This is a genomic window from Streptomyces sp. HUAS ZL42 (assembly GCF_040782645.1).
In the GTDB taxonomy this organism is placed as follows: Bacteria; Actinomycetota; Actinomycetes; order Streptomycetales; family Streptomycetaceae; genus Streptomyces.
The window spans coordinates 6,591,553-6,605,898 of record NZ_CP160403.1 but is presented as its reverse complement, the minus strand read 5'-3'; the positions used below and the strand labels follow the sequence as shown (position 1 = coordinate 6,605,898).

Below are 14,346 nucleotides of genomic sequence, written 5' to 3'. Positions count from 1 at the left end.
TCATGAGGGCAGGTGTCCTTCCATGATGGTGTCCGCCTGACGGTTCTCACCGGTGGTGGGAACCGCAGGGGTCTTCTGCCTGCGGCGTACGAGATGGACGCCGAGGGCGAGCACGAGGGCCACGACACCCGCGGTGATCGCGACGGGTTCGAGGTAGAGGAGGCAGAGCGCGGCGGCGGCGCACAGCGCGCGTTCCACCCGCCCGGCCGGGCCGAGCAGCCACCCTCCGGTGGCTGCGGCCAGCGCGGCGACGGCGAGGGCGGAGACCGCGGTGGTCCAGGCGATGCCCGACAGGCTTCCCGTGCCGAGCAGTTGGGAGCCGTTGTCGGTGAGGACGAAGGCGAACGGCACCAGGAACGCGGGCAGCGAGTACTTCCAGGTCGCCACCATGGTGCGCATCGGGTTGCCCCCGGTGATGGCAGCGGCCGCCGCCGCCGCGAGCGCCGTCGGCGGGCTCACCTCGGACAGCACGGCGTAGTAGAAGATGAACATGTACGCCTCGTGGGTGGCGATCCCCAGCGAGAGCAGCGCCGGCGCGATGATCACCGCGGCGATGATGAAGGAAGCGGTGACCGGGACGGCGAGGCCGAGGATGGAGACCGAGACCGCCGCGAACACGACCGTGAGGACCAGTTCCACCGTCTTGTCGTCACCGAAGAGTCCGGCGGCGTCGACGATCACCGACGCCAGGTTGAGGCCGAGCCCCGTCTGGGTGACGACGGCGACGATGATGCCCGCCGCGGCGCAGGTGGCGACCACCGGAAGCACGGACCGGCAGCCGTCGGCGAGCGCCGCGTACAGCCGCCGCGGCGTCATCCGGTGCTCGGCGTCGAGGAACGAGACCAGGAACTGCAGGGCCGTCGCGTAGACCACCGCCTTGAACGGGGGGAGGCCCGCCGCCATGAAACCGACGATCATGAAAAGGGAGAGGAAGTGGTAACCGAACCGGCCCAGCAGCCTCAGCGCCGACGTGCCCTTCTCCCCCACCACTGGCTGCGCCTGGTGCTTGCGGGCGTCGATCTCCACCGCGAGGAGGATGCCCAAGTAGTAGAGGAGGGTGGGCACCAGGGCGTAGAGCAGGACGGTGAGGTAACTCTCCCGCAGGTACTCGGCGATGATGAACGCCGCGGCGCCCAGGGTGGGCGGGGAGAGGATGGCGCCGATGCCCGCCGCCGCGAGCACGCCGCCGCCCTGCTCCTTGCGGTAGCCCGCCCGGCGCAGCACGGGCCAGGCGACCGAGCCGAGGCTGACCGCGGTCGCGGTGCCGGACCCGGAGACGGTGCCGAGCAGGAAGCCGGCGGCGGTCACCGTACGGCCGGGGGCGCTGCGGGAGCCGCGGAAGGCCGCGAACGACAGGTCGATGAAGAACTTGCCCGCGCCGGAGAGGTCGAGGACCGCGCCGAAGATGGTGAACAGCACGATGTAGGTACCGGCCACGTTCAGCGGTACGCCGTACACCCCGTCGGTGCCCATGAAGAAGTGGGCCGCGATCGCGTCGATGTCGAACCCGCCGTGCGCCAGGGACCAGTCGTACGGCAGCAGCCCGCCGTAGTAGGCGTAGAGCAGGAAGGCCGCGCAGAAGGCCGGCAGCACCCAGCCGGTGGTGCGGCGGCACGCCTCCAGGACGAGCACGATGAGGACGAGCCCGGCCAGCACGTCGAGGGAGGTGGGCAGCTGCCGCCGCTCGATGAAGGGGTCGAACTCCAGCAGCGGGTATACGCACACGGCGAGCGCGGCCGCAGCGAGCAGCCAGTCGAACCAGCCGGGGTCGTCGCGCCGTGCGGGTTGGCCGGTTTCCTTGTGGGCGCCGGCGCCGCGCCGCCAGGGAAGCAGCACCGCCGGTACCCGCACCGTGCCGCGGTAGGTCAGGAAGACCAGCGGCAGCGTCGCGGCCAGGAAGATCGTCAGGTAGTACTGGCTGCCCTTGGCCAGCGGGAAGAAGATCGCGTAGAGCACGAAGACCGACAGGGCCGCGCATGCCAGGGACACCGGCACGGACACCCGCGGGGAGAGTTTCCGGGCCGGCCGTTCCTGGTCGAACTCGGCCACCAGATCCTCAGCGGTCCGCTGCTGCGGCTCGGTCGGCGCCGTTGCCATGCTCATCTCGGCCATCTCCTGGGGCTGGGTGCTTCGCTGTAACCCCAAGCTGGCAGCCGTCATAAGCCGGCAACAGAGAACGCCTGCGGTCTTAACCTAGGTTTAGGGTTGGGTGACGGGGATCACTTCTACGCTCTTCCCGACGGCCGACACCCGCGCTGCCCCTGGCCTTCGTGCCCTGACGGGGCTCAGGGTCCGGCGCACGAGAACAGGGGGCTGCGGTGCGGATACTCCTGGTCGAAGACGACAATCGGGTCGCCGACGCCCTGGCGGGTGCGCTGCGTCGCAACGGCTACGAGGTGCGGCGCGCGGCCAACGCCGCGGACGCACTGGCCGCGCCCGCCGTCGATCTGGTCCTGCTGGACCTGGGCCTGCCGGACCGGGACGGTATCGAGGTGTGCCGGGAGCTACGTGCCCGGGGCGGGATCCCGGTGATCGCGGTGACCGCGCGGGGAGGCGAACCCGACCGGGTACGGGGGCTGCGCAGCGGCGCCGACGACTACGTGGTGAAACCCTTCGGCACCGCCGAGCTGCTCGCCCGTATCGAGGCGGTGCTCCGGCGCAGCATGAGCCACCGCGCCCACGAGACCCGGCTCGTCACCGTCGACGGCCTCGAGATCGACCTCGGGCGGCGCGCGGTCACCCTGGACGGGCAGCCGGTGCCCCTCACCCGCAAGGAGTTCGAGGTGCTGGCCGTGCTGGTGCGCGCCGACGGTGCCGCCGTGCCCCGGGACCGCATCGTCGTCGAGGTGTGGCAGACGACGTACGACGGCATGTCCCGCACGCTCGACGTGCATGTGGCCACCCTGCGCGGCAAGTTGGGGCGGGCGGGAAGCGTGGTGCGGACAGTGCGCGGCTTCGGCTACCGCCTCGCAACCGCCGACGGGGTGGCCCCGCACACGGTTCCGGCTGCGCCCCTGGCCCCGGACACCGCCCCTGATGCGGCTCCTGCCCCGAACTCGGACTGCCCGACCCCTGCCTCGCCGCCCACGGCGGCCGACGCCTGAGCACGCTGATCACCGATGCGCCGCCGACTCCTCGTCATCGTCTTCGCCCTGGTCGCGGGCCTCATCGTGGCGCTCAGCCTGCCCTTGGTGCGGGCCACCGCGGAGCGTACGGTCCAGCGTTCGTTCATCGGACGGGTCGAGGACGGCGCATGGTTCGCCGACATGGCGGCCACCGCCCTCGAATCGGGACGGACCGGCCGCCTGGAGGCCGCCGCGGACCGCTACACGGCCCTGTACGACTCGCGGGTCGCCGTCATCGACGCGGACAGCGAGATCGTCGTCGCCCCCCGCCCCCTCGACCTGGCGGAGCCGCAGGTTCGGTCGGCGCTGCTGAGAGCCCTGGCCGACCGGCCCGCGCTGCAGCCCAGCGTGGTCTGGCCGTGGGACCATCGCCCGTTCGTCCTGGCGGAGCCGGTCAAGCGCGACGGCCGGGTGCTCGGCGCCGTACTCATCGTCTCGCCCACCGACCGGGCCCGTTCCGAGGTCGCCGACCACGTGACCCTTGTCGTCCTGGGCAGCCTCGCCGCACTCGCCGCCGTCGTCGTCGCGGTCGCGGCCCCGGTCGTCCGGTGGGTGCTCCGCCCGGTCCACGAACTGGACCGCGCCACGCACGAGGTCGCCCTGGGGCGGCTGAAGACCAAGGTCTCGGAACGGGTGGGCGCTCCGGAACTGCGCCGCCTCGCCAACAGCTTCAACGCGATGGCGGACAGCATGCACGCCTCGCAGGAGCAGCAGCGCGCATTCGTGGCACAGGCCTCCCACCAGCTGCGCAATCCGCTGACCGCGCTCCGGCTGCGGGTGGAGAACCTCGAGGAGTTCGTGAACGACCCACGTGGCCTGCACGAACTCCACTTCGCCGTGGAGGAGACCGACCGGTTCGGCGAGATCCTCGACGGGCTGCTGCGCATGGCCAGGACCGAGGCGTCCGAGGCGGAACGCCGGCCCGTCGACGTAACGGCCGTGGTCGTCCACCGGGTCGACGCCTGGCGGACGGCCTACGAGGCGGAGGACGTGCCGCTCACGATGCGGGTTCCCGATGGCGTGGGCGCGCTGTCCCTGCCCGACTGCCTCGACCACGCGCTGGACACCCTGCTCGACAACGCGCTCAAGTTCGGCGACGGCACCCCGGTGGACGTCTCGGTCGCCCGGGCTCCGGGCGGTGACGGTGCTGGGGCACACGGCGGGCAGGACGACGGTGTGGTGGAGGTGACGGTCCGCGACGGCGGCTCCGGGCTGACCGCCGAGGAACTGGCTCAGGCAGGCGGGAGGTTCTGGCGCAGCACACGCCACCAGAACGTCCGGGGTACGGGACTCGGCCTCGCCCTCACCCGCATGGTGGTGGAGGCGGGCGGCGGCGAACTTCGCCTGGCGGCGGCCGAGCCGCACGGACTCGCGGCCACCGTACGGTTGCCCAGTGCTCCCCCACCCCCCGTCGCGGCACCCTGACCAGAACGTCGGCCGGTGTCAGGGGTGCGACTCGCGGAACCACCGCGCCGCGCCCGGGTGCAGGTCCAGCGGATGGGTGGCGATCGCCGTACGCCGGTCCAGCCGACGGGCCTCCGGGTGGGCGCGGATGAGCTGGGACTGCCCCTCGAACAGCAGCCGGGTCAGCCAGTACGCCTCCGCGTCCGGCATGTCCCTCCGCACCACCAGAAAGTTCGGCAAGCTCACGGTGGTCACCGCACTCTGCGCCCCGTAGACGACGGCAGGCACGGTGGTCTCCGTGTAGAGCTCGCCGTAGGACCGGGTGAGATCGGCGACCACGTCGCCGAGGTCGACGAGGCGGATGGGAAACGTCCGGCGGAGCTCGGTGATCGCCGCGGTGGGCAGGCCGCCGCTCCACAAGAAGGCGTCGATCCGCCCGGCGGCCAGGGCGGCCGTCGCCTCCCGCACATCGAGGCGCTCTGCGCTCACATCTTCGCCCGGAGAGAGCCCCGCGGCCTTCAGGACGCGTTCGGCCTGCAACGCGGTGCCCGAGCCCTTGGCGCCCATGGAGACGCGCAGCCCGCGCAGCTCCTTCACACTGCGTACCGGGCTGTCCGCGGGGACCACCAGTTGCAGGTAGTTGTCGTAGAGCGCGGCGAGCGCCATCACGGGTACCCGCCCCTTGAACGGCGCCCGCCCGGCGAGGGCGTCCGCGGCGCTGTCGGCGAGCGTGAGGGCCACCTGCGCCTCGCCCGTGCCCAGCCGTCGCAGGTTGTCGACGCTGCCCCCGGTGTACAGGACACGGGCGGACACGTCGGGCAGCCGACGCTCGATGAGATCGGCGTATCCGGCCCCGTACTCCGCGTAGACGCCGCCCGGGTTGCCGGTGGCCACGCTGATCTCACCGGACGGCCGGGGCGGCTCATCGTTTCCGGTGCACCCAGCGAGCAGCACCGCCATCAGGGCGATGGAGGCGCCGAGCAGGCGTGCCACGGGCATGGGGCCTCCTTGGACACGGCGAACCGGGCTCTGACCGCCGGGGACGGGCCACAGACCCCCGACGGGCCCACGCGATCAGCCTAACGATCCTGTATACGGGCGGCGTCATCCTCGGCGGGGGGGCGGATCAGCGTCATGACTTAAGGCCGAACATCCCGACATCGCTGTGTTCAGGCGCGCCATGCACGTCGTCTCGGCAGGCGACGTGGACGCCCTGGTGAAGGTGTTCGACCCCGACGTGCGGTGGCACATCCCCGGCCAATCCCCGCTGGCGGGCGACTTTCAGGGCCGTGAACTCCACCTTTGCTGCATCTGAGTTCGACTTCCGACTGTCCGGCGCCACCTAGCGCACACAACTCCACGATGTGCTGGCCAATGACGCGCACACCGTCGCTCTGCTGCATGCCACGGCGTCCCGTGACGGTAGGGAGCTCGACTGGTGTCAAGTAGCTCGCCGAAGACGCCCTCGGCTGGGCCCTGCGGACCCGGCAAACCGCGCACACTTCTTGTCTTGGCTCGAGGTTGGAGATCATCCTCGCCGCCGGCATGACGTTCGCGCTCGGACGGCTGGTCGGCACGTCCCTGGCCCGGTCAGTCGGCACCGTTGGTCCGACCAAGCTCAGGAACGCTTGGCGTACGCCGTGGCGAGCTGTCCGACCAGGACCGCAAACGGCATGTCCACAGCCAGCGGCTGCTGCCGGGGCCGCAGGCGCGTCGGGACCCCGGGGCACCACACGGCCACGGTCCCTCTCCGTGACTACGGGTACAGCTTCTCGCCCTTCGCCAGCATCGCCACGTACTTCTCGATCCGGCGCGCCCGGGTCTCGGCCTTCTTGGCGTCCTGGACCCGGTAGAGGATCGCGTAGCGGTTCTGCCGGTCCAGTGTCTCGAAGAACTCCGCCGCGGCCGGGTCGGCGGTCAGGGCCGCCGCGAGGTCGTCCGGCACCGTGGCGGTCTTCGCGCCGTCGTAGGCCGCCTCCCAGCGGCCGTCCGCCTTGGCGCGGTCGACCTCGGCCTGCCCCGGCGGACGCATCCGGCCCTGCTCGATCAGGGCTGCCGCCTTGTCCCGGTTGACCTTGGACCACTTGCTGCTCGGCTTGCGCGAGGTGAACCGCTGGAGCCACCACTGGTCGTCGAACTTGGCCTTCTGGCCGTCGATCCAGCCGTAGCAGAGTGCCACGTCGAGCGCCTGGGCGTAGTCCAGCGCGACGATTCCTGGGCCCTTCTTGCGAAGCTTGAGCCAGATGCCCGGCGAGACGGCGTGGTTCTCGCCGAGCCATGCCTGGAATGCCTCGGCGGATTCGAATGCGACGATCTCCAAGTCCTGAGTCACCCCAGCAGCGAACCACACCCGGCGGATTGTCATGACGCATTCGGGCACGGCCCCGGATGCAGGACGCCCGTGGACCTGCGTGATCATCTCTGCTCTCGAGGCAGAACGATCATGCACGAGCCACGGGCTTGCTCAACGATACGACGTTGCTGCTCGACCTCGACGCGGTGTCCGTCGCGCGGATTGAGCGGCTGGCCGACGGAAGGCGACGAGTTCACCTGGACACGGCCGGCGACCATCCTGAAGCCCAGCGCGTGCCGCAGACATTCCAGTGGAAGCCGGGTCTCCGATGCTCGGTGACCCCACGTGCGTCGAGTCGGCGGCCACCCAGCGCCACCGAGAAAGGCCTCCCAGTCACCGGATGGGCCACCGCCTTGACATGCCGCGGAAGCGCGGGTAAGGGTTGAAAAAGATAAGCGTTCGGATGGCATTCCGTGTTCCCGAATCGCAGATTCATCTCACCCGTATACGGGTCAAACGACCGGTGCACCTCTCGCGGCATCTGTGTTTCCGACGCGTCGTCAGCGGGCGGTGCGACACTGCCGATTCTTCAACAGGCGTCCCCTCGTTTTGGGATGCGGTATTGGCGCCGCTGAACGGCGGTGAATCTCACGGTCGTCAAGAAAGTCGAGCAAGACAGGAAGAGTGCCATGAGTCTCCGCAAGACTGTCCGGGCCTGGGAGGACCCGGAGTACCGGGGCAGCCTGAGCGCTGCAGAACTGGCCGACCTGCCGGAGAACCCGGCGGGCGTCATCGAGCTGACCGACGCGGAGCTGGGCAAGGTTCTGGGTGGCGTCCAGAGCGGAAACAGCGCCGGGTGTAACACGAAGACCTGTACTCGCGGCAACTCGCAGAACCCCTGCAGCGAGTGCCAGGCATAACGGCGGGGTACTGGCGTACGAGCTGTCGCGGAGGTGACTGCGCCCGGCCCGGCTGATCATCCGGCTCCTGCGCTCTAACACGCGACCGCCTCTTGTACGTCCGGCGAGGCGAGGGCTGCCAGACGCTGTCCAGCAGCCCTCGTTGTGCTGGGCACCGGCAGACGTCGAGGGAGCCGCTGGGTCATGAGAGCGGAAGAGGTGTGGCAGGCAGCTGAGTGGTACCGGGCGTTGCCCCTCTCCGAACGCGGTGGCACACGGAGTGCCCGCGGAACGGGGACGCCTCCCGCTTCGGACCTCCTCCTCGAGCGCGCGCGAGGCCGTCTGCACGCCTGGAAGAGCCAGAAGCCCTTCGAGCAGGGACAGTTGTTCGCCGAGCGACTGGCGCTCGACTCCCTCGCCGAACGCGATCTGCTGGCTCTGCTGGCGGAGCCCGCGGAAAGCCTGAAGGCCCGCATCCAGACCACCCCCGGCTGGCTGATCGTTCTCCAGCAGGCATTCACGCACCCGGATTCCGCCGAGGAGTTGTCGCCCCTGCTCGAAACAACACTGGCCGATCACCCTCTCGCTGGAAGCCTGCCGGCGATCAGCCCTCTTCTCCGGCACTTTGTGGACCGTCTCCAGGAACAAGTGCGCGGGCTGCGCGGAGAGGTCGAGTTCCTCCCCTTCGAAACGAAAATACTCCCAGGGATGTTCGTGGCGAATCTCGCGCCCCGCATCCTCTTCCAGCTCAGTAAACCGCTCCTGCTCGAGCTGCACCTCGCGCGCTTGGGAGGACGCCTGAGAGGCGACACAGCGGAACAACGCTTCCAGGACTTCATCCGGCGGCTCGGCCAGGACGACTCGATCGTGGGGCTCCTCGCCAAGTACCCGGTGCTTGCACGCCAACTGGTGCTCACGACACAACAGTGGGCCGATTACCTGTACGAGTTCCTGACCCATCTGTGCGCGGACTGGCAGTCCATCCGCACGACCTTTGCCCCGGTCGGCGATCCTGGACCACTGGTCGACGTGGAGGCCGAAAAGGGTGACCGGCATCGTCGGGGCCGCAGTGTGCTCCAGCTGCGGTTCGGCTCGGGGATGAAACTGCTGTACAAGCCGAGGTCGCTGGGTGTGGACGTGCACTTCCAGGAGTTGCTGTCCTGGTTGAACGACCGAGGGGCCGAGCCCGGTCTGCGGCCGCTGAAGCTGCTCGACCGCGGCAACCACGGCTGGTCGGAATTCGTTGACGCGGCCTCCTGCACATGCGAGGAAGAGGTCGTGCGTTTCTACCGGCGTCAGGGAAGCTACCTGGCGCTGCTGTACGTCTTGGACGCCGCCGACCTGCACAACGAGAACCTGGTTGCCGCAGGTGAGCATCCGATGCTCGTGGACCTGGAGGCGCTGTTCCACCCTCGCGTCCACGCCGAGGGACCGGCCGCGGCGAACCTTGCGGCGGGAGCACTGGATCGTTCCGTATCAGAGGTCGGGCTGTTGCCGCGGCGCGTGTGGGCCGACCAGGATTCCATCGGCGTGGACATGAGCGGCCTGGGCGGGCAGGCGGGGCAGATGAACCCGCATCGGCTTGTCAGCTGGGAAAAACCGGGGACGGACGAGATGCGGGTGGGCCGGCGGCGTGCCGAGCTGCCCGAGAGCGAGAACCGGCCCCGTCTGGGCGACCAGGAAGTCAAGGTCTCGGAGTACAAGGACGCCGTGCTCGCAGGCTTCACCGGAATGTACCGTCTGCTCCTTGAGAACAGGGCAGCTCTGCTGTCGGAACAGGTCCCACGCTTCGCGCATGACGAGACACGCGCCGTCGTCCGCTCGACGAACGTCTACGGCCTCCTCTGGTACGAGAGCTTCCATCCGGATCTGCTGCGTGACGCGCTCGAACGTGATCGCTTCTTCGATCACCTGTGGGTACAAGCGGCGCAGCATCCCGCTCTCGTTCCGCTCATCCCGGCGGAGCATCAGGATCTGTGGCACGGTGACATCCCGCTGTTCCGCACCTGCCCAGGCAGCCAAGCGGTCCTCACAACGGAGGGAGAGCGCATCGAGGACTTCTTCGACGGGCCCAGCCTCGATCTGGTCCGGCAGCGAGTGGAGCAGCTGGGCGACGACGACCTGGCCAAGCAGACCTGGATCATCAAGGCGTCGCTCGCCACGCTGTTCATGGATCCCGAGAACCGGATCAACCAGCCGGCACAAGTCCCGTCGGTGGATCGTCCTTCCCGGGCGGCCCAGTCGGTGCAGCGAGAACAGCTGCTGGCACTGGCGAGCGCCGTCGGGAGACGTCTCGGCGAGCTCTCCCACCAGAACGAGGACAGCGCGTACTGGCTCGGCCTGGCCCCTCTGGACGAATCGACCTGGGGCCTCTTCCCTGCGGGCAGCGACCTCTACTCCGGGACCAGCGGAATCGCACTCTTCCTGGGCTACCTGGGGGCGATCACCGGCGAGCCGTCCGTCACGCTGCTCGCACGCCGGGCACTGACAGCGGCACGAGCCCAAGCGAGAGAGTGGCTCCGGGAGCAGCTGGACGCGGGGGAAGCCCCGCCGACGGTCGGAGCGTTCGACGGCCTGGCCTCGGTCGTCTACGCCCTGACGAGCCTGGGTGGCCTGTGGGCCGAGCGGGATCTTTTCGACGAAGCGTCCGAACTGGTCGCGAGACTGCCCTCGCTCATCTCCAGGGACCGTTCGCTGGATGTGATCCACGGTTCGGCCGGGTGCATCCTCTCGTTGCTCAGCCTGCACACGGTCCGCCCCTCGGCGCGCACCTTGGACGTGGCGGTCCGCTGCGGCGAGCGGCTCCTGGCCACGGCGCAGCCCGTGCCTCGAGGGATCGCCTGGACGACGCTCGAGGATCAGCCGCCGCTGGGCGGGTTCTCGCACGGCACCGCGGGCATCGCGTTGAGCCTTCTGCAACTGGCTGCCCGAAGCGGCGAGGACCGCTTCCGCCAGGCTGCTCTCAGCGCTCTCGGCTACGACCGCAGCCTGTTCGTTCCCGAACTGAACAACTGGGCCGACCTGCGTGTCTTCCCGCCCCGGAGCATCCGGACCGACCCGGTGGATCCGGCCGGCGAGCCACCTCACAAGAGCATGGTGGCCTGGTGCCACGGCGCCCCGGGGATCGGCCTGGCGCGCCTCGCCGCCCTGGATCAGCTGGCCGACGCGACGACACGAGACGAGATCGACATCGCCCTGAGCGCCACGACACAGTACGGCTTCGCCATGGGCCACTCGCTGTGCCACGGCGCGCTCGGGAACCTCGAGCTTCTCCTGACGGCGGCGCGGATGCTGAACAGGCCTGAGGATCATGACGCTCTGGAACGAGCGACGGCGTCGGTCGTGGCGAGTATCGAGGCCAACGGCTTCCTCACGGGAGTGCCCCTCAGGGTGGAGACGCCCGGACTCATGACCGGACTGGCGGGGATCGGGTACGAGCTGCTCCGGCTGGCCGAGCCCGAAAAGATGCCATCCGTTCTTCTCCTGGCTCCTCCCCGATGGCAAGCGCGGGGCTGAGAGAAAGGATCACTGGTCGTGGCCCAGCGGGTGATCTTCCGGGAGAACGCCATCCAGGCCTACCGGCGAGGCACGGCGAAGGACATCGTGCCTCACCTCACCCTGCGGCCGGTCATCGTCTGCCTGTGGCTGCTGCTTGGCGTGCTGATCGCCGTGACGGCACTGGCCTGGTCCATACGGGTGCCCACCTACGTCGGCGCCCAGGGCACGATCCTCCAGGGCGGCGCCGGGGCCGGACCGAGCGGCGGAACGACCGCGGCCGCCCTGTTCCTGCCGGAGGATCAATCGGTGGACGTGCGCGTCGGCCAGCAGGTCCGCGGCCGAATCGGCTCGTCGGGTCCGTCTGCCTCGGGTACTGTCGTCAGGGTCGAGCCGGGCCTGACGAGCCCGGACACGGCGCGAGAGAAATACCGATTCGAACCCGGGGCCGATACCGTTCGGCAGCCCTGGAAAGTCGTGATCGTGCGGCTCGAACAGTCGCTGCCACCGGCCACCTATGGCGGGAGCCTCCTGACAGCCCGGCTGCAGACCGGGGCGCAACGGCTCCTGACACTCTTCCCCGGACTGGGCGACGCGGCCGGCGGTGCCTCATGACGAACCTGTTTGCCTTGCTCCGCACCCGGACCGGCAGGACCCGCACAACACACCGGAGGAGAGTTCCCGAAGTCAGGCAGATGAGTGAGATGGAGTGCGGCCTCGCCTGCCTGACGATGGTGCTCAACTACTACGACTGCGGGATCTCCCTGTCGGAGATGCGGACGCGCTGCGGTGTCGGCCGCGACGGCCTCTCCGCACTGGAGATCGTCAGGACCGCCCGCGACCATGGGATGCGGGTGAGGACCGTCTCGCTGCCGCGGAACGACCTCCGTTTCGTCGCACTCCCCGCGATCGTCCACTGGGAGTTCACCCATTTCCTCGTCGTCGAGCGGTGGTCGCGCAAGTACGTCGACGTGGTGGACCCCGCCAGAGGGCGCTGTCGGCTGACGGAGAACGAGTTCGACGCCGGGTTCACAGGGGTGGTCATTCTCCTCGAACCCGGGGTGGCCTTCGACCGCCGTCCGGCCATTCCCCACCGCGCGACTTTCCGGACGTTCGCGCTGAAGTACCTGCGGCAGGCGCCCGGGACATCTGTGCAACTGCTCGGGGTGTCCCTGCTGCTGATCCTGCTCGGGCTCGTGCTGCCGATCCTGACCAAGGTGGTGCTGGACCAGATCCTCCCCTTCCGGATGGACGACGTCATGCCGGTCCTGGCGATCGGCATCGTGGCGATCTTCGTCGCCCAGACCGTCACGACGCTGCTGCGGGAATGGCTGTTGGTGCACCTGCGCGCGCGTATCGACGTCAGCATGATGCTCGGCTTCGTCGAGCATCTGCTCGAACTGCCCTACAAGTACTTCCAGCAGCGGTCGACCGGTGATCTGCTGTCCCGGGTGGCCAGCAACGCCATGCTGCGCGAACTGCTGAGCAACCAGCTCCTGTCCAGCGTCATGGACAGCGGGCTGGTGATGTTCTACCTGCTCCTCCTCTTCTGGCAGTCCCCGCCCTTCGGCGCGCTCACGCTCGGCGTCGGCCTGCTGGGGGCGGTAGTGCTCATGCTCAGTAATGGCCCGGTCAGCAGGCTGGCGGGCCGAGAGCTGACCGCTTTCGGAAAGTCCCAGGGATATCTGGGCGAAGCGATGGTCGGGATGGGAACGCTGAAGGCGGCCGGAGCCGAGGAACAGGCCTTCGGCCGCTGGTCGAACCTGTTCTTCGACCACCTCAACATTTCGCTGCGCCAGAACTACGTCTCCGGCGCCGTGGCCTCGATCCTGGGGTCCCTGCCCTTGTTCGGACAGCTTGCCTTGTTGTGGGTGGGTGCCACACAGGTCCTCAACGGATCGATCAGCGTCGGCACGATGGTGGCGCTCCTGGCTCTGGCTGCCGCCTTCTTCGCGCCGCTCACCACACTCGTGGACAGCGCCCAGCAGTTCCAGCTCGTCAGCGCCAACCTCGACCGCATCCGTGACGTGACCGAGGAGGAGCCGGAACAGCTACGGCAGGCGGCACGGCCCGCCCCACGGCTGTCGGGCCACCTGCGGGTGGACGGGGTCGGTTTCCGGTACGCGCAGACGGGCCCCCAGGTGCTGCGCGACATCGACCTGACCGTACGGCCCGGAGAGAGGATCGCGATCGTCGGGCTCTCCGGATCGGGCAAGAGCACGCTGGGGAAACTGCTGCTGGGACTCTACGTCCCCACCGAGGGGGACATCCTCTACGACGGTGTCTCGCTGCGGGAAGTCAACCTGCAGGAGCTGCGACGCCAGTTCGGCGTCGTGCTTCAGGAGAGCGCGCTGTTCAGCGGATCGATATGGTCCAACATCGCGCTCAGCAACCCACTGATCAAGCGAGAGCGAGTGGTCGCGGCCGCCGAGCTGGCCGCCATACACGACGACATCATGGCTATGCCAATGCAGTACGACACCTTCGTCTCCGAGGGCGGGAGCGCCCTGTCCGGCGGTCAGCGACAGCGACTGGCCATCGCACGAGCGATCGCCCACAACCCGGCGATCATCCTGCTCGACGAGGCCACGAGTCACCTGGACGTCGAGACCGAGCAGAAAGTCGCGCAGAACCTGCGCACCCTGGCCTGTACCCAGGTCATCATCGCGCACCGCTTGAGCACGATCCGCGACGCCGACACCATCCTGGTGCTCGACCAGGGGACCATCGTGGAGCGGGGGAGCCATCACGACCTGCTTCGGCGAGACGGTCACTACGCGAGGCTCGTGGGCCGGCAACTCGAGTCCGGCGAGGCGGCACGGCAACCCCACGATGCCTCTGACCGGCGATGAACTGCGGCCACTTCACCCGCGGTTCGGGGAGTTCCGTGCCACCGCCCGAGCGATGCCCGCCCAACGCGGCTGCTCACGCCGGCAATGATCAAGCCCTTGTCCTGCCGACGCCGCCAAAAGGCAAAGCGCTGGAGGCACCCGCTCTGAGTCCGGTGAACGCATGACGAAGCCGGCGGGTCGCCTCGATGTCGAGGGTGCCCGGTATCCGTGCATCCATCAGGACCACATCGGGCCGCAGTCGGGGCACCGCCTCCAGGGCCGTGGCACCATCCGCCACC

10 protein-coding genes are annotated in these 14,346 nt (G+C 69.1%); 7 read left to right on the top strand and 3 right to left on the bottom strand.

The window, feature by feature from the left end:
* The gene (locus ABZO29_RS30125) at positions 1-2,103 is read right to left on the bottom strand and encodes a TRAP transporter permease (RefSeq protein ID WP_367323303.1); all 2,103 of its coding nucleotides are present in this window, start codon (positions 2,101-2,103) and stop codon (positions 1-3) included.
* A gap of 215 nt (positions 2,104-2,318) precedes the next feature.
* Here ABZO29_RS30125 and ABZO29_RS30120 point away from each other — a divergent pair, with 215 nt between their 5' ends.
* Positions 2,319-3,104 (top strand): response regulator transcription factor, encoded by a 786-nt coding sequence (locus ABZO29_RS30120; RefSeq protein WP_367323302.1) that lies wholly within the window; start codon positions 2,319-2,321, stop codon positions 3,102-3,104.
* A 15-nt stretch (positions 3,105-3,119) separates the two neighbouring features.
* On the top strand, positions 3,120-4,550 hold the full coding sequence (locus ABZO29_RS30115) for an ATP-binding protein (protein ID WP_367323301.1): 1,431 nt from the start codon (positions 3,120-3,122) through the stop codon (positions 4,548-4,550).
* A gap of 18 nt (positions 4,551-4,568) precedes the next feature.
* Here ABZO29_RS30115 and ABZO29_RS30110 read toward each other — a convergent pair whose 3' ends face one another.
* Positions 4,569-5,528: a TAXI family TRAP transporter solute-binding subunit gene (locus ABZO29_RS30110; protein WP_367323300.1), complete on the bottom strand. Its 960-nt coding sequence runs from the start codon at positions 5,526-5,528 to the stop codon at positions 4,569-4,571.
* A 181-nt stretch (positions 5,529-5,709) separates the two neighbouring features.
* On the opposite strand from ABZO29_RS30110, the gene ABZO29_RS30105 reads away from it, so the two are divergent.
* A complete protein-coding gene (locus ABZO29_RS30105; RefSeq protein ID WP_367323299.1) occupies positions 5,710-5,844 on the top strand; it encodes a hypothetical protein in 135 nt (44 codons plus the stop codon).
* A 441-nt stretch (positions 5,845-6,285) separates the two neighbouring features.
* Here the strand turns inward: ABZO29_RS30105 and ABZO29_RS30100 are convergent, their stop codons facing one another.
* On the bottom strand, positions 6,286-6,894 hold the full coding sequence (locus ABZO29_RS30100) for a YdeI family protein (RefSeq protein ID WP_367323298.1): 609 nt from the start codon (positions 6,892-6,894) through the stop codon (positions 6,286-6,288).
* A 617-nt stretch (positions 6,895-7,511) separates the two neighbouring features.
* On the opposite strand from ABZO29_RS30100, the gene ABZO29_RS30095 reads away from it, so the two are divergent.
* The 4 genes from ABZO29_RS30095 to ABZO29_RS30080 all read left to right on the top strand — a co-directional run bounded on the left by ABZO29_RS30095 (position 7,512) and on the right by ABZO29_RS30080 (position 14,068).
* Positions 7,512-7,742, top strand: a complete 231-nt coding sequence (locus ABZO29_RS30095) for a mersacidin/lichenicidin family type 2 lantibiotic (RefSeq protein WP_367323297.1) — start codon at positions 7,512-7,514, stop codon at positions 7,740-7,742.
* A gap of 183 nt (positions 7,743-7,925) precedes the next feature.
* Positions 7,926-11,237 (top strand): type 2 lanthipeptide synthetase LanM family protein, encoded by a 3,312-nt coding sequence (locus tag ABZO29_RS30090; RefSeq protein ID WP_367323296.1) that lies wholly within the window; start codon positions 7,926-7,928, stop codon positions 11,235-11,237.
* 18 nt (positions 11,238-11,255) lie between these two features.
* The gene (locus tag ABZO29_RS30085) at positions 11,256-11,831 is read left to right on the top strand and encodes a hypothetical protein (protein ID WP_367323295.1); all 576 of its coding nucleotides are present in this window, start codon (positions 11,256-11,258) and stop codon (positions 11,829-11,831) included.
* On the top strand, positions 11,828-14,068 hold the full coding sequence (locus tag ABZO29_RS30080; RefSeq protein ID WP_367323294.1) for a peptidase domain-containing ABC transporter: 2,241 nt from the start codon (positions 11,828-11,830) through the stop codon (positions 14,066-14,068). The genes ABZO29_RS30085 and ABZO29_RS30080 overlap by 4 nt, the downstream gene beginning before the upstream one ends.
* The last annotated feature ends 278 nt before the right edge of the window (positions 14,069-14,346 follow it).